Below are 14682 nucleotides of genomic sequence, written 5' to 3'. Positions count from 1 at the left end.
GCGCGGCTCAGCCGGCGGCCAGCGCGTAGCGTCCCGGGGAGACGCCGTAGGCGCGCACGAACAGGCGGGTCATGTGGCTCTGGTCGGCGAAGCCGCCCGCCGCCGCGGCGTCGGCCAGGGCCGTTCCCTGCCGGATCAGGCCGCGCGCCAGCAGCAGCCGGCGCTGCATCTGGTAGGCGTGGGGCGTCAGCCCGGTGGCGCGCGCGAACGCCCGCAGCACCTGGTAGCGGCTGAGGCCGCTGGCCGCGGCCAGGTCGGCCAGCGACAGCGCCGCGGCGGGGTCGTCGTCGATCAGGCCGCGCGCGTGGCGGATGGCTTCGGGGACGGCGCGCGGTTCCCGGCGGCGGGCGCCGGCGGCAGGGACGCCCGCCCGCGCGAGGATGCGCAGCAGCAGGGCATCGCAGGCCAGCGGCGCGGCGCCGGCCGTCGCCTGCGCATAGAGCGCGAGCACGTCCCGGGCCAGCGCGGGACAATCCTGCGCGGGGTGTTCGAATTCGTAGCCGCGCCCGTCGGCGCGGAGGTCGGCCGCGGCCCGGGCCACCACGCTTGGGTCCAGGTACAGCATCTGCCAGGCGCGCGCGCCGCCTATCGGGGCGCCGTCGTGCACTTCGCCGGGATTCACCGTAATGACGTGCCCCGGGCCGGCCTGGACCTGGCCGCGGCCGCTGTGGGACACCTGCGCGCCCAGGCGCATGACGCCGATGCCGAACTGTTCGTGCGTGTGCCGCGCGAACGCGTGCCGGCTGTGCGCGGCCACGGCCTGCACGCCGGCGAGCGCGCTGCGGAGCATGACGAACTGGCCTGGGTTCATGGGGAAAGGGTGCGCAAGGACTTGCGGGCAGTATCGCCCGCCGGGCCCGGCGCGATCAAGCTATTGCAGCCCGTTCCAGCGGGCCACCGAGGGCTCCGCCGCGGCCCACTTCCACTGCCCGCCGGGCTGGCGGCAGATCAGGCTGGCGTAGGCGGGCGCGGGCGCTTCGTCCTGCTCCACCGTGAACAGCACTTCGCGGCAGCGGGTCAGCGGCGTGTCGATGTCGCGCACCACCTGGATGCCGCCGCGTTCGTTGCCCACCGGCAGCGCGTGGCGGATCTGCCATTGCCGGACCTGGCCGATGGGCAGTTCGCCGGCCGCGTTGGCCATGACGTTCTGCTGGTCGTTCTTCCACTCCCGCAGCACGTATTTCACGGTGGCGTCCACCGCGGCCTGCACCGTGACGCCGATGGCGTAGCCCGCCACCGGGTTGGCGGTGGCGGCGCCGCTGACGGTGCCCACCACGGCGCCCGTCGCGCCGCCGATGGAGGAGCTCTGGCATCCGGCCAGTCCCAGGCTGGCGGCTGCCGCCAGCAGGCAGGCTGCGCGCATCACTGCAGGGAACCCCAGCGCGCGGTCGCCGGTTCCGCGCTGGCCCAGCGCCAGTGCTCGCCGTCCCGGCAGACGGTGGTGACGTAGAACTCGCGCGCGGGCGGAGCGCCGGCCTGGTCGGCGGGGGTGTCGATCGAGAAGACCACTTCCTTGCATTCCAGGTCCACGCCGCCGATCAGCCGGCTGACCGTGACCTGGCCCTGCGCGTCGCTTTCGATGGGAAGCTGGTGCCTGACCTGCCAGCCGGCGACTTTCCCGACCGCCAGCGGGCCGGCGGCCATGGCGATCGCATCCTGTTCCTCGCCGCGGGTCTTGCGCTGCGCATAGGCCAGCGCGGCCTTCGCGCCGGCCTGCACGCCCAGGCCGATGCCGGTGGCCACCGTGGCGTTGTCCGTGACCTGGTTGGCGATGGCCGTGCCGGCGATACCGGCGGCGGCGCCCGTGCCCTCGTTCAGCAGCGAATTGCAGCCGGACAGCGCCGCCAGAGCGGCCAGGACGATCGCGCCGCGGGCCGCGGCGATAGGCGGGAATGGGAACGACAAGCTGCTTGCCTCCTGCGTGATACTTGGCGCGGCAAGTATAGGAGCGCGCGCGGCCGCGCAGACAGCGGATTTGCATTTGTTGGCAATTCCGGCCGCGGCGCGGGCCCCGCGCGGGGCGGTCCCGGGTGCCGGCCGGCCCTAAGCGGGCGGGCGCGCCCCGTTGGTGTAGACCTCGCGCAGCGCGGCGGCGAACTGCGCGTCCACGTTGCGGCGCAGTCCGTCGGAGCGGGTGAACAGCGAGATCGGCGGCAGCGTCCAGTCGAACGAATACGGCACGATGGCCGCGCCGGCGATGCGCACCAGTTCGTCGGCGATGTCGGCGGGCAGGATGGTGACCGCCCGCTCGCTGGCGACGATCATTTCGCCGATCAGCTTGGACGAGTCGCTTTGCACCGAGGGCGGCGGGGGCGCCAGCCCGGCGCGCAGGAAGATGTCGGCCACCTGTTCGCGGATCGGGCTGCCGGGCGTGCCGAGGATCCAGTCCAGGTCGGCCAGCCGGTTCCATTCCAGCCGCGACCGGCCCAGCCGGGCGGCCAGCCGGCGGCTGGCGATCAGCCGCGGCTGCTGGCGATACAGCACCTCGAAGGAGATGTTCGTCATGTCCACGGACGGCGTGGCCCAGCCCACCACCAGGTCCAGGGTGTGGTCGCGCAGTTGGCGCAGCAGGGCGGGGCCCTGGCCCTCGTGGATGGTGGCGGTGATCTGGCTGCCCGCCGGCCGCGTGCGGCCGATCGCGGACGACAGCATCTGGCCCGAGACGAACGGGATGACGCCGATGTGCAGGTGGGCCGCGTGGCCGGCCGCCACCGCCTCCATTTCCTGCACCAGATGTTCCAGGTCGTGGACCAGGCTGCGGGCCCGGGCCAGCACCACGGCGCCCAGGGGCGTGGGCGTCATGCCCCGGACCGAGCGGTCGAACAGGGACACGCCGAACGTGCTTTCCAGTTCGGCCAGGGCGTTGGTGACGGCGGGCTGGCTGGTGGCCATGTGTTCGGCCACCCGGGTCAGGGAGCCGTGCTGCTCGATCTGCAGCAGCAGCATCAGGTGGCGCATCTTCAGCCGCGAGGTCAATTTCCGGATGACGAGGTCCGGATCGAAGGCGGTCATGGGGAATACATAATGTAAAGGTGATGGAACAATATTAAATCCGAATGATCTTCTTATGTCTTGAAGCCTAGAATTTTTCCAACATCAAGACAAGGAGGCTTTGCCCCATGAACAACCAGTCGGACCGCCAGGCGGCATTGGATTATCACGGATACCCCACCCCGGGAAAGATCTCGGTCGTGGCGTCCAAGCCGCTGGTCAACCAGCGCGACCTGGCGCTGGCGTATTCCCCCGGCGTGGCGGCGGCCTGTGAAGAGATCGTGGCCGACCCGTCCAATGTGTACCGCTACACGGCGCGCGGCAATCTGGTGGGGGTGATCACCAACGGCACGGCGGTGCTGGGGCTGGGCAACATCGGCGCGCTGGCCTCCAAGCCGGTGATGGAAGGCAAGGCGGTGCTGTTCAAGAAGTTCGCGGGGCTGGACGTGTTCGACATCGAAATCAACGAGACCGACCCGGACAAGCTGGTCGAGATCATCGCGGGGCTGGAGGCCACCTTCGGGGGCATCAACCTCGAGGACATCAAGGCGCCGGAGTGCTTCATCGTCGAGCGCAAGCTGCGCGAGCGCATGAAGATCCCCGTCTTCCACGACGACCAGCACGGCACCGCGATCTGCGTGTCGGCGGCCTTCATCAACGGGCTGAAGGTCGTGGGCAAGGACATCAAGCAGGTCAAGGTGGTGACGTCCGGGGCGGGGGCGGCGGCGCTGGCCTGCCTGGACCTGATGGTGGACCTGGGCCTGCCGCTGGAGAACATCTGGGTCACCGACATCGAAGGCGTGGTCTACGAAGGCCGCACGGTGCTGATGGATCCGGACAAGGCGCGCTTTGCGCAGAAGACCGAGGCTCGCAAGCTGGCCGAGGTGATCCAGGGCGCGGACGTGTTCCTGGGGCTGTCGGCCGGCGGCGTGCTCAAGCCGGAGATGGTGGCGGCGATGGGGCCGCGCCCGCTGATCCTGGCGCTGGCCAACCCCACGCCGGAGATCCTGCCGGAAGTGGCGCACGGGGTGCGCGACGACGTGGTGATGGCCACGGGCCGTTCGGACTATCCGAACCAGGTGAACAACGTGCTGTGCTTCCCGTACATTTTCCGCGGGGCGCTGGACGTGGGGGCCACGACGATCACCCGCGAGATGGAGAAGGCGGCGGTCTACGCGATCGCGCAACTGGCCGAGGAAGAGCAGAACGAAGTGGTGGCGGCGGCCTACGGCACCTACGACATCTCGTTCGGCCCGGACTACCTGATTCCCAAGCCGTTCGATCCGCGCCTGATCGTGCGCATCGCGCCGGCGGTGGCCAAGGCGGCGATGGACGGGGGCGTGGCGACGCGTCCGCTGGTGGACCTGGAAGCCTACGAAGAGCAGTTGCAGCAGTTCGTGTACCACTCGGGCGCGTTCATGAAGCCGCTGTTCTCGGCGGCCAAGCGCCTGGTGCGCGAAGGCGGCAAGTCGCGCATCGTGTTCACGGAAGGCGAGGACGAACGCGTGCTGCGCGCCGTGCAGGTGGTGGTGGACGAAGGCCTGGCCCGTCCCATCCTGGTCGGCCGGCCCGCAGTCCTGTTGTCGCGCATCGAGAAGTTCGGCCTGCGCCTGCGCCTGGGCGAGGACGTCGAGGTCACCAACCCCGAATACGACGAGCGCTTCCATCAGTACTGGACCACGTACTGGGAACTGATGTGCCGCCGCGGCATCACCAAGGAAATGGCGCGCGTGGAAATGCGCCGCCGCCTGACCCTGATCGGCGCGATGATGGTGCGCCTGGGCGATGCCGACGGCATGGTCTGCGGCACGGTGGGCGCCTACCACGACCACCTGCGCTTCGTGGACGAGGTCATCGGCCGCCGTCCCGAGCACAACGTGTACGCGGCGATGAACATCCTGTTGCTCAACGAGCGCACGGTGGTGCTGGTCGACACGCACGTCAACGACGAGCCCTCGGCCGAGCAGATCGCCGAGTTCACGGTGATGGCGGCTCAGGAAATGGCGCGCATGAACCTGGCGCCCAAGGTGGCGCTGCTGTCGCGGTCGAACTTCGGTTCGGGCAGTTCGGCGTCGGGGGCGAAGATGCGCCGCGCGCTGGAGCTGGTGCGAGAGATCGCGCCGGATCTGGAGATCGACGGCGAGATGCACGGCGACTGCGCGCTGGACGAGGCGCTGCGCACGCGCATCCTGCCGTCGTCGTCGCTCAAGGGCGAAGCCAACCTGCTGGTGTGCCCGAACGTGGACTCCGGCAACATCGCCTACAACCTGCTGAAGACGGCCGCGGGCAGCAACGTGGCGGTGGGTCCGTTCCTGCTGGGCGCGAACGCGCCGGTGCACATCCTGACCTCGAGCTCCACCGTGCGCCGCATCATCAACATGGCGGCGATGACGGTGCTGGACGCCAACCGGGTCGACGCCCAGGCCTGAGCCCGCGGCGGCGGGCCTGCCCGTTCGTCAAAAAAAATGCGCGCTGCTTCCCTCCTTGGAGGGGGCAGCGCGCATTGTCTTGCGCGTCGGGCCGCTCAGTTGCTGCTGGCCTTCCAGGTGCCGTCCGGCTGCTTGCAGAACCAGAACTGCCACTTTTCCGTGGTGGCGGCGCGGGAGAAATCGCCGACCAGGAAGCGGCAGGTCTGGTCGTTCTTGACCTTGCTCGTCTGGGTGGGCGTCAACTGCACCGCGATCGGCGGGGCATTCTTGCGCTGGTGCGTGCTGGTCCACTGGGTGCGCTGGCCGTCGGCGGAGCTGTTCAGCGCCTGCGCCACGGCCTCGTGGAACGAGTCGCGGTCGGCCTTGGGTATCTGGGTGATGATGGCATTGTTCAGCATCACCGGCGGCGCGGCGACCGCCGCGGCCGAGACGCCGCATGCCATGATCAAAGAGGCAAGAACGCGGGTAGTTTTCAAGATGGGCTCCCTGGTTTGTAGAGTCGTTGTGCGATGCCGGATCTTGCGCCGATAGTACCGCAGCGCGACACGCGGCGTCAGGCCGGGCGCGGGTTCACAGCCCGAGGAACGTGAACGGCCCGGCTGTGCCTTGAACTGACCGTCGGCGATGCCGAAGGGCAGCGATACATTGCGGATCACGCTGAGGGCGCTGGCGATCGCTTCGTTCGGCGGGCGCAAAAAAGGCCGCCAGACGGCTGGCGGCCAAGGTACAACAAGGGGAGGGGTAAATCTGCGCGGGCTTAGTTGGCGTGGTAGACGCCCGCGAACGGCATGTCATTGGGCTCGACGTCCGACACCAGGCCGGCGGCCTTGGCGGCGGCCAGTTCGGCGCGCACTTCGGCGCGGGTCTTGCCCGTGTGGGGAGTGCCGTACACGCCTTGGAAAGGCACGTTGTTCGGTTCGACGTCGCTGACTTGGCCGGCGGCCTTGGCGGCGGCCAGTTCGGCCTGCACCTGGGCGCGGGTCGGGCCTTCGTACGGCGTGCCGTAGACGCCCTGGAACGGGACGTTGTTGGGTTCGATATTGGGCGAAGCAGCATAGGCGCCGGCGCTCAGCGCGGCCAGGGACATCATCAAAGCGGTAGCAAGGGTCTTCATGGTAATTCTCCGATTTCAAGAGCTTGGGAGCGAATCCGGCGGCCTATCCGTCGTGCTTCGTTGCTGTTTCCCGATGGCTCAATAGTGCGCTGAATCGAAGTAGGGATAAACCCGTATATCGGTAAAAGATATTTCCATTAATGGAAAGATTGGCTTCTTATTCGGATATAGTTTCCATTAATGGAATCGATCGAAAAGGCGCCGCCCACGGGATTCCGCCTGGAAACGGTTTCGTTCCAGGCGATCGGCAACAGGGCGGGGACGCGGCGCCGGGCGGCGCCTCAGTAGTGCGGAGGCAGTTCGTCGCGCAGGCTGCGGAAGGGCGCGGCGCCTTCGGGCGCCTGCTGGCGCAGGTCGGCCACTTCGCGCAATAGCCGGTCTATCTGCTGTTGCTGGCGGACGATGATCTGGTTGAGCTGTTCCAGCAGGTCGTCGGCGAAGCTGGCCTTGACCTCCAGCTCCAGCAGGCGGCGTTCGATGTCTTGCGAGTTATCCATGGGGGTCATTAGAACCGATTCCCGGAGGAGACCGGTTTGGCTGAGCAAGCGTGGTGGCGTTCGGGCGCCGGCCGCTGGGCGTTGCGGGGGGCGCTGGCGTCGGCGCCGGCGGCCGCCTGGGCGCAGCCGGCCGCGCCCGAGCTGCCCTCGATCGTCGTGACGGGAACGCGCGTGGGCGCGTCCGTGATGGAGACTCCCGCGTCGGTGGACGTGGTGGAAGGCGCGGCGATGCGCCGCGGCCAGCCGGGGATCAATCTGTCCGAAGGGCTGGCCGGCGTGCCGGGGCTGCAGATCCAGAACCGGCAGAACTATGCGCAGGATCTACAGATATCCAGCCGCGGCTTCGGGGCGCGCTCCACGTTCGGCGTGCGCGGCGTGCGCCTGTACGTGGACGGCATACCGGCCACCATGCCGGACGGGCAGGGGCAGACTTCGAACATCGACATCGGCTCCATCGGGCAGGTCGAGGTGCTGCGCGGGCCGTTCTCCGCGCTCTATGGCAATTCTTCGGGCGGCGTGATCCTGGTGTCCACCGAGGACGGCGTCCAGCCGCCGTCGCTGTCCGCCAGCGGCTGGGGCGGCAGCGACCGCACCTGGCGCTACGGCCTGCGCGCCAACGGCGCCACCGGCACGGGCCCCGGCGCCCTGGACTACGTGCTGGACCTGACGCGATTCACCACCGGCAGCTATCGCGACCACAGCGCCGCCCGCAAGAACCTGGGCAACGCCAGGCTGGGCCTGCGGCTGGACGACGCCAGCCGGCTGACCCTGGTGGCCAACAGCGTGGACCTGAAGGCGCAGGATCCCCTGGGCCTGACCTACCGGCAATTCCAGGACGACCCGCGCGCCGCGCCGCTGGCCGAGCAGTACGACACGCGCAAGACAGTGAGGCAGACGCAGGGAGGAGCCGTCTACGAGCGCCAGGTGGACGGCCGCAACGCCCTGCGCCTGATGGTCTATTACGGCCAGCGCGACACCACGCAGTACCAGTCGATTCCGCCGGCCGCGCAGATGGCACCGTCCCAGGCGGGCGGGGTCATCGACCTGAAGCGCCAGTACGGCGGCGCGGACCTGCGCTGGACCTCGGAACTGGCGGCCGGGGGCCGGCCGCTGACCCTGGTGGGCGGCTTTTCCTACGACTCCATGCGCGAAGACCGCAAGGGCTACCAGAACTTCACCGGCGAGGGCGCCGGCCGCCAACTGGGCGTGCGGGGCGCGCTCAGGCGCGACGAAACCAATACCGTCTACAACGCAGATCCCTACGTGCAGGCGTCCTGGAAAGTCTCGGAGCGGTGGACGCTGGATGCCGGCCTGCGCTACAGCACGGTGAGCTTCGACTCCGACGACCATTACGCCGTGCCCGGCAACGCCGACGACAGCGGCGCGGCGCGCTACCGCAAGGCCTTGCCGGTGGCGGCGGTCCGCTATGCCCCGGATCCCGGCCTGAGCCTCTACGCTTCATACGGCCGCGGTTTCGAGACGCCGACGCTCAACGAACTCTCGTACCGGCCGGGCGGCGAGCCCGGCTTGAACTTCGGGCTGGCGCCCGCGCTCAGCACCAATCTGGAGGCGGGCGTGAAGGCGGGCCTGGCGGGCGGCCTCCTGACGGCGGCGGTGTTCCACGCGGGCACCGACGACGAGATCGTGGCGGCGGGCAGTTCGGGCGGAAGGACCAGCTACCGGAACGCCGGGCGCACGCGGCGCGACGGCGTGGAACTGGGCTGGTCCGGCGAGTTCGCGCGGCACGGCCGCGCGCAGTTCGCCTATACCTGGCTGAACGCGCGCTATGCCGACGACGGGCCGGGCGATATCCGCGCCGGCAACCGCATCCCCGGCATCGCCCGCCAGGCGGCGTACGCGTCGCTGGCCTGGGCGCCGCCCGAAGGATGGCAGGCGTCGGTGGAGGGGCGGCTGCTGAGCAAGATCTATGTGGACGACGCCAACGACGGCGACGCGCCCGGCTACTTCGTGGCGGCGCTGAGCGCGGGCTACGTGAAAAAGCTGGGCGCCTGGGAGTTGAACGCCTATGCCCGCGTGGACAATCTGTTCGACCGCCGCTACGCGGGTTCGGTGATCGTCAACGAGGCCAACGGCCGCTACTACGAACCGGCCCCGGGGCGCAGCCTGGGCGCGGGCGTCGGGGCGACCTACCGCTACTGACGCGGGGGTTCAGCCGGCGCCGGCCGATAGCAGACGCCGTAGTCCTCGCAGGCCGGACAGCCCGGCGCCTCCGAGGGCGGCTGGCCGGCATGTTCGCGGGCGGAGTAGGCCAGGAACTGCTTCCACCGCAGGTTGCGCACGTTGCGCGCCACCAGGCCGGGATAGTGGCGCGTCAGCAAGGCGGTCACGTCTTCGCGGCCCGACAGGCCCAGGTCGCGCCACAAGTGGTCGGGCCGCAGACAGGCCCGCGCCAGCACGCCGGTGACCCAGGCCGTGGTGTCCAGGTCCGGCGAACTCCAGGCGTCCAGCAGCGCGCGCAGCAGCCGCGTGAATTCCGCGTGCGCGCCGTCCAGGCCGGGCGCGGCGTAGGCGGCGCCCTGTTCGCGCAGCGCGGCCAGAGAGGCGTCGTGGGCGGCCGGCGCGCCGGGGAACAGCCGCGCCAGCAGGGCGTCCAGTTCCCGGGGCGTCAGGCCGCTGCGGCCCAGGTCCCCATGCGCCAGGCTCTTGCCCAGCACCGTGGCGAAGAAACCCGCGTCGGGATGGCCCGGCGGCGCGTAGCGCAGCAGCGCGCGGGCAAGTTGCCGGGCGGTGCCGGAGCCATCGGACGGGGCGTCGGGGCGGGCGGTGGGAAGGGCGTGCATGGCGGGCTCGCGGCGGGGCGGTTCGGCATTATGGGATCGTTATGTAATTGAATATATAACGAAATATCCAGCGCCGCCTTGGCCTCGCGCAAACCCGGCCGCAGGACCGCCTTTGGGCGCCTCGCCCAAAAAAACAGGCGCCCGAAGGCGCCTGCGTTTGTGCTTCAACGGCTGGCCGCCATTACATGGCGTGGCCCATGTTGACGTTCATGTTGTACAGCACCCATGCCGAACCGCCGACGATGATGGCGATGATCAGCACGGTGAAGACGAACGTGGCCAGGTTGTCGCGGGCCGACTTCGATGCGCCCATGTGCAGGAAGTACACCAGTTGCACCAGCAACTGGAGCACGCACAGCGCCACCACGCCGACGATCGTGGCGGTGTGGGATAGCGCGCCGTTCATCACCAGGCCGAAGGAGCCGAAGGTGAGAAGCAGCGAGAGCACGAAACCGATGATGTAGGACTTCAGGCTGCCGTGGTCGGCGGCGTGGTCGTCGTGGCCGTGTGCGGCCGCAGCGGAGTGCGACATCAGATGGCTCCCAAGAGATAGACGAAGGTGAAGACGCAGATCCAGACGATGTCCAGGAAGTGCCAGAACAGGCTCAGGCACGCCAGGCGGCGCTTGTTGATCGAGTCCAGGCCATGGCGGCGGATCATGTCCAGCAGGACGACGATCCAGATCAGGCCGAAGGAGACGTGCAGGCCGTGCGTGCCGATCAGCGTGAAGAACGCCGACAGGTACGCGCTGCGGCCGGGGCCGGCGCCTTCGACGATCAGGTGATGGAATTCATAGACTTCCATCGCGATGAAGCCCGCGCCGAACAGGAACGTCACCATCAACCAGCCCATCGCGCGGGACTTGTTGTTGGCGTGCACGTTCAGGTTGGCCATGCCGAAGGTGAAGCTGGAGAACAGCAGCAACAGCGTTTCGACCAGGACGAACTTCAGGTCGAACAGTTCCTTGCCCGTGGGGCCGCCCGCGGTGGCGTTGGACAACACCGCGAACGTGGCGAACAGGACCGAGAAGATCAGCAAGTCGCTCATCAGATAGACCCAGAAACCGAAAACGGTCTTGGATCCATCGTCGTGATGCGCGTGATCGTCGTGACCCGCGTGGGGGTGGGTGGCTACGGCTTGAATCATGGCTCAGGCGGCCTTCTGCATTTTGTCAAAGTGAGCGTTTTCGATGCGTTCGACTTCCGCGGCCGGGACCCAGTAGTCGACGTCGCGGTCATAGGCGCGGACGATGAACGAACCGATCATGCCGACGAAACCGACGATGGACAGCCACCAGATGTGCCAGATCAGGGCAAAGCACATGACCAGGCCGAAGGCGCCGATGAATACGCCGGCGGAGGTGTTGCGCGGCATGTGGATGTCTTCGTACTTGACGGGACGCTTGTAGGCCTTGCCGTTCTGCTTGTCTTCCCAGAACTGGTCCAGTTCATCGACGTGAGGAACGTGGGCGAAGTTGTAGAAGGGCGCGGGCGAGGAAATCGACCATTCCAGGGTGCGGCCGTCCCAGGGATCGCCGGTGACGTCCTGGTTCTGCTTGCGCTGGCGGACCGACACGAACACTTGCTGCAGCAGGAACCAGATACCCAGCATGATCAGCGCGGCGCCGGCCAGGGCGACCAGCAGGTACGGCTGCCATTCGGGGTTGTCGTAGTGGTTCAGGCGGCGCGTCATGCCCTTGAAGCCCAGGATGTACAGGGGCATGAAGGCCATGAAGAAACCGACGAACCAGCAGTAGAACGAATAGCGGCCCAGGCGCTCGTTCAGCGTGAAGCCGAAGGCCTTGGGGAACCAGTAGGTCATGCCCGCGATGCAGCCGAAGACCACGCCGCCGATGATGGTGTTGTGGAAGTGGGCGATCAGGAACAGGCTGTTGTGCAGCACGAACGACACGCCGGGGATGGCCAGCATCACGCCGGTCATGCCGCCGATGACGAACACGATCATGAAGCCCAGCGTCCACAGCACGGGCGTCGTGATGCGCAGGCGGCCGCGGTAGATGGTGAACAGCCAGTTGAAAATCTTGGCCCCGGTCGGGATCGAGATGATCATTGTCGCTATGCCGAAGAAGGCATTGACGTTGGCGCCCGCGCCCATGGTGAAGAAGTGGTGCAGCCAGACCAGGAACGACAGCACGCCGATGGCGGCCGTGGCGTAGACCATGGACTTGTAGCCGAACAGGGTCTTGCGGGCGAAAGTGGCGACCACTTCCGAATACACGCCGAACGCCGGCAGCACCAGGATGTAGACCTCGGGGTGGCCCCAGATCCAGATCAGGTTCACGTACATCATGACGTTGCCGCCCATGTCGTTCGTGAAGAAGTGCGTGCCCAGGTAGCGGTCCATGGTCAGCAGCGCGAGCGTGGCGGCCAGCACGGGGAAGGCGGCGACGATCAGCACGTTGGTGACCAGCGAGGTCCAGGTGAAGATCGGCATCTTCATCAGGCTCATGCCCGGCGCGCGCATGCGCAGGATGGTCACGATGAAGTTGATGCCCGAAAGCGTGGTCCCCAGCCCTGATATCTGGAGCGCCCAGATGTAGTAATCCACCCCCACGCTCGGACTGTAGTCCAGCCCGGACAGCGGCGGATAGGCGAGCCAGCCGGTCGCGGCGAATTCACCGACGAACAGCGAGACCATCATCAGCACGACGCCGGCGCCGAACAGCCAGAAGCTCAGCGAGTTCAGGAACGGGTAGGCCACGTCGCGGGCGCCGATCTGCAGCGGCACCACGATGTTCATCAGCCCGGTGATGAAGGGCATCGCCATGAAGAAAATCATGATGACGCCGTGGGCGGTGAAGATCTGGTCGTAGTGGTGGGGCGGCAGGAAGCCGGCGGAGTCGGCGGAGGCGACCGCCAACTGGGTGCGCATCATGATGGCGTCGGCGAAGCCGCGCAGCAGCATGATCAGCGCGACGATGATGTACATCACGCCGATGCGCTTGTGGTCGACCGAAGTCAGCCATTCGGTCCAGAGGTACTTCCACTTGCCGAAGTAGGTGATGGCGCCGAAGACCGCTAGGCCTCCCAGGCACACGGCGGCCAGCGTAACCATGACGATGGGTTCATGGTACGGAATGGCCTCGAGGGTGAGTTTCCCGAGCATTGTTAGTTGATTCCTGCGATCAGATTATTCGACGTGGGGGTGCACGTGGCGGAGTCCACGCCGGCCATCTTGGTCATCGTGCTGCCCAGGATGAAATCGAACATGGCGGGCGGCGCCGATGAATACTTGACTACCGGATTGTGTTCGCTGCGCTTGGTCAGTTCCGCGTAGACCTCGGGGGTCAGCGTGGCCGGCGCGGCCTTGGCTTCCTTGATCCAGTTGTCGAACCCTTCCTGCGGCATGGCGATGGCCTTGAAGCGCATGCCGGAGAAGCCGGCGCCGCTGTAGTTGGCCGAGATGCCCGCATAGGTGCCGGCTTCGCGCGCGTTCAGGTGCAGTTTGGTTTCCATGCCCGCCATCGAGTAGATCTGGCTACCGAGCTGGGGGATGAAGAACGAGTTCATGACCGAGGCCGAGGTGATCCGGAAGTTGACCGGCACGTCCACGGGGAAGGCGATCTCGTTGACCGTGGCGATGTCGTACTCGGGGTAGATGAACAGCCACTTCCAATCCAGCGAAACCACCTCGATGGTCACCGGCTTGTGTTCGGAGACGAGCGGCTTGTAGGGATCCAGCGCATGCGTCGAGCGCCAGGTGATCACGGCGAGAATCGCCACGATGATACAAGGGACGCTCCAGACCACGACTTCGATCGCCGTGGAATGGGCCCATTTGGGCTGGTAGTCGGCCTGGGTGTTGGATGCGCGGTATTTCCAGGCAAAGGTCACGATCATGACGAGGACCGGGATCACGACGATGAGCATGAGCCCCGTCGTCGTGAACAGCAAAGTCCGTTCTTGGGCGCCTATGTCTCCCTTGGGGGAGAGGATTTCCATGTTGCAGCCGCCAAGCAGCATGACCGCGCCGACGCCAATAATGCGCGTAAGGGTCGCAAGGAGGGGGTGTTTCACGTACAGCCTTGGATGGAAGGTGGAAAATGCTGCGGAGCAGCAGACTGGAATGCTGCTAGGCAGCAACGTCCATCCTATCGGTTTGATTTGGGTCAAGCCTGCGACGAATGGTCGCATTCCCTGGGGAGATTCTGCTTCGAGCGGAGCAGGTTCAGGGTTTTCCTAGGGGGGCAGGGCCCCGGGAGCGGGTTCCAAGGTGCGACGATATGTCGCACCCGCACAAGCCAGGGGTGCGACCTTATGTCGCATCCGCACAAATCAGTCCACGAGTACTTCGCGTTCCGGCCCCGGTTTCTTGGCCAGCTTGCGCTGCAAGGAGCGCCGGTGCATGCCCAGGAGGCGGGCGGCGGCCGAGACGTTGCCGCCGGTTTCGTGCAGGGCCTGGTGGATGTGCTCCCATTCTAGGCGGTGCAGGGGCGTCATGGTGGTTTCGATCGTAACGGATTCCGGCTTCACCAGGCCCAGCGTGCGCAGGATCATCGGCGCGGTGGCCGGCTTGGGCAGGTAATCGTCCGCGCCGCGCTTGATGGCCTCGACGGCGGTGGCCACGCTGGCGTAGCCGGTGACCAGCAGGATGCGCATGTCCGCGCGCAGGGCGCGCAGCGGGCGGATCAGGGTCAGGCCGGAGTCTTCGCCCAGCCGCAGGTCCACCAGGGCGAAGGCGGGCCGGATTTCCTCGGCCACGCGCAGGGCCTCGGCGATGCCGGTGGCGGTGCGGGTTTCCAGGCCGCGGCGCGACAGGCTGCGCTGGAGGGTGCGCACGTACAGCTCGTCGTCGTCGATCAGCAGGCCCAGGTCGGTTGGATTCAGCAT

General features: G+C 67.3%; 15 protein-coding genes. 2 read left to right on the top strand and 13 right to left on the bottom strand.

The window, feature by feature from the left end:
- Nucleotides 1-7 precede the first annotated feature (7 nt).
- The 4 genes from WHX56_RS28890 to WHX56_RS28875 form a co-directional block, all read right to left on the bottom strand.
- The gene (locus WHX56_RS28890) at nucleotides 8-811 is read right to left on the bottom strand and encodes an AraC family transcriptional regulator (RefSeq protein WP_338879659.1); all 804 of its coding nucleotides are present in this window, start codon (nucleotides 809-811) and stop codon (nucleotides 8-10) included.
- 60 nt (nucleotides 812-871) lie between these two features.
- Entirely contained in the window at nucleotides 872-1363 is a 492-nt protein-coding gene (locus WHX56_RS28885; RefSeq protein WP_129243164.1) for a hypothetical protein, read from the bottom strand.
- Nucleotides 1363-1905, bottom strand: coding sequence for a hypothetical protein (locus tag WHX56_RS28880; protein WP_129243148.1), 543 nt, complete (start codon nucleotides 1903-1905; stop codon nucleotides 1363-1365). Before WHX56_RS28880 ends, WHX56_RS28885 begins: the two co-directional genes overlap by 1 nt.
- 138 nt (nucleotides 1906-2043) lie before the next feature.
- Nucleotides 2044-3012 carry a LysR substrate-binding domain-containing protein gene (locus WHX56_RS28875; protein ID WP_129243151.1) on the bottom strand — a complete coding sequence of 323 codons (969 nt, stop codon included), beginning with the start codon at nucleotides 3010-3012 and terminating at the stop codon, nucleotides 2044-2046.
- A gap of 107 nt (nucleotides 3013-3119) precedes the next feature.
- Between WHX56_RS28875 and WHX56_RS28870 the strand changes: the two genes are divergently transcribed.
- Nucleotides 3120-5420, top strand: coding sequence for an NADP-dependent malic enzyme (locus WHX56_RS28870; protein ID WP_338879658.1), 2301 nt, complete (start codon nucleotides 3120-3122; stop codon nucleotides 5418-5420).
- 95 nt (nucleotides 5421-5515) lie between these two features.
- Here the strand turns inward: WHX56_RS28870 and WHX56_RS28865 are convergent, their stop codons facing one another.
- The 3 genes from WHX56_RS28865 to WHX56_RS28855 form a co-directional block, all read right to left on the bottom strand.
- The gene (locus WHX56_RS28865; protein WP_129245602.1) at nucleotides 5516-5896 is read right to left on the bottom strand and encodes a hypothetical protein; all 381 of its coding nucleotides are present in this window, start codon (nucleotides 5894-5896) and stop codon (nucleotides 5516-5518) included.
- Nucleotides 5897-6177: 281 nt separating this feature from the next.
- Nucleotides 6178-6534, bottom strand: coding sequence for a DUF4148 domain-containing protein (locus tag WHX56_RS28860; protein WP_129529984.1), 357 nt, complete (start codon nucleotides 6532-6534; stop codon nucleotides 6178-6180).
- A 281-nt stretch (nucleotides 6535-6815) separates the two neighbouring features.
- Nucleotides 6816-7031: a SlyX family protein gene (locus WHX56_RS28855; protein ID WP_129529996.1), complete on the bottom strand. Its 216-nt coding sequence runs from the start codon at nucleotides 7029-7031 to the stop codon at nucleotides 6816-6818.
- Nucleotides 7032-7067: 36 nt separating this feature from the next.
- Between WHX56_RS28855 and WHX56_RS28850 the strand changes: the two genes are divergently transcribed.
- The gene (locus WHX56_RS28850) at nucleotides 7068-9191 is read left to right on the top strand and encodes a TonB-dependent receptor domain-containing protein (RefSeq protein ID WP_422393629.1); all 2124 of its coding nucleotides are present in this window, start codon (nucleotides 7068-7070) and stop codon (nucleotides 9189-9191) included.
- On the opposite strand, the gene WHX56_RS28845 is transcribed toward WHX56_RS28850, so the two are convergent.
- The 6 genes from WHX56_RS28845 to WHX56_RS28820 all read right to left on the bottom strand — a co-directional run bounded on the left by WHX56_RS28845 (nucleotide 9185) and on the right by WHX56_RS28820 (nucleotide 14682).
- Entirely contained in the window at nucleotides 9185-9832 is a 648-nt protein-coding gene (locus WHX56_RS28845; RefSeq protein ID WP_338879657.1) for a nitrogen fixation protein NifQ, read from the bottom strand. The genes WHX56_RS28850 and WHX56_RS28845 overlap by 7 nt on opposite strands.
- 181 nt (nucleotides 9833-10013) lie before the next feature.
- On the bottom strand, nucleotides 10014-10364 hold the full coding sequence (cyoD, locus tag WHX56_RS28840; protein WP_129245611.1) for a cytochrome o ubiquinol oxidase subunit IV: 351 nt from the start codon (nucleotides 10362-10364) through the stop codon (nucleotides 10014-10016).
- On the bottom strand, nucleotides 10364-10978 hold the full coding sequence (cyoC, locus tag WHX56_RS28835) for a cytochrome o ubiquinol oxidase subunit III (RefSeq protein WP_129245613.1): 615 nt from the start codon (nucleotides 10976-10978) through the stop codon (nucleotides 10364-10366). Before cyoC ends, cyoD begins: the two co-directional genes overlap by 1 nt.
- 3 nt (nucleotides 10979-10981) lie before the next feature.
- The gene (cyoB, locus tag WHX56_RS28830; protein ID WP_338879656.1) at nucleotides 10982-12958 is read right to left on the bottom strand and encodes a cytochrome o ubiquinol oxidase subunit I; all 1977 of its coding nucleotides are present in this window, start codon (nucleotides 12956-12958) and stop codon (nucleotides 10982-10984) included.
- 2 nt (nucleotides 12959-12960) lie between these two features.
- The gene (gene cyoA, locus WHX56_RS28825; RefSeq protein WP_338879655.1) at nucleotides 12961-13869 is read right to left on the bottom strand and encodes a ubiquinol oxidase subunit II; all 909 of its coding nucleotides are present in this window, start codon (nucleotides 13867-13869) and stop codon (nucleotides 12961-12963) included.
- Nucleotides 13870-14127: 258 nt separating this feature from the next.
- Nucleotides 14128-14682 carry a response regulator transcription factor gene (locus WHX56_RS28820; RefSeq protein ID WP_422393628.1) on the bottom strand — a complete coding sequence of 185 codons (555 nt, stop codon included), beginning with the start codon at nucleotides 14680-14682 and terminating at the stop codon, nucleotides 14128-14130.

It is taken from the genome of Achromobacter veterisilvae (assembly GCF_037619525.1).
Lineage (GTDB): Bacteria > Pseudomonadota > Gammaproteobacteria > Burkholderiales > Burkholderiaceae_B > Achromobacter > Achromobacter veterisilvae.
Note: the sequence above shows the minus strand (reverse complement) of the source record. Positions and strands in the feature narration are given on the sequence as shown.

Bases quoted from the DNA above. Each gene is read 5' to 3' on its own strand.
- WHX56_RS28870 (WP_338879658.1), top strand. From the start codon at position 3,120: ATGAACAACCAGTCGGACCGCCAGGCGGCATTGGATTATCACGGATAC.
- WHX56_RS28890 (WP_338879659.1), bottom strand. From the start codon at position 811: ATGAACCCAGGCCAGTTCGTCATGCTCCGCAGCGCGCTCGCCGGCGTG.
- WHX56_RS28820 (WP_422393628.1), bottom strand. From the start codon at position 14,682: ATGCTGAATCCAACCGACCTGGGCCTGCTGATCGACGACGACGAGCTG.
- WHX56_RS28885 (WP_129243164.1), bottom strand. From the start codon at position 1,363: ATGCGCGCAGCCTGCCTGCTGGCGGCAGCCGCCAGCCTGGGACTGGCC.
- cyoD (WP_129245611.1), bottom strand. From the start codon at position 10,364: ATGTCGCACTCCGCTGCGGCCGCACACGGCCACGACGACCACGCCGCC.
- WHX56_RS28845 (WP_338879657.1), bottom strand. From the start codon at position 9,832: ATGCACGCCCTTCCCACCGCCCGCCCCGACGCCCCGTCCGATGGCTCC.
- cyoC (WP_129245613.1), bottom strand. From the start codon at position 10,978: ATGATTCAAGCCGTAGCCACCCACCCCCACGCGGGTCACGACGATCAC.
- WHX56_RS28855 (WP_129529996.1), bottom strand. From the start codon at position 7,031: ATGGATAACTCGCAAGACATCGAACGCCGCCTGCTGGAGCTGGAGGTC.
- WHX56_RS28860 (WP_129529984.1), bottom strand. From the start codon at position 6,534: ATGAAGACCCTTGCTACCGCTTTGATGATGTCCCTGGCCGCGCTGAGC.
- cyoB (WP_338879656.1), bottom strand. From the start codon at position 12,958: ATGCTCGGGAAACTCACCCTCGAGGCCATTCCGTACCATGAACCCATC.
- WHX56_RS28875 (WP_129243151.1), bottom strand. From the start codon at position 3,012: ATGACCGCCTTCGATCCGGACCTCGTCATCCGGAAATTGACCTCGCGG.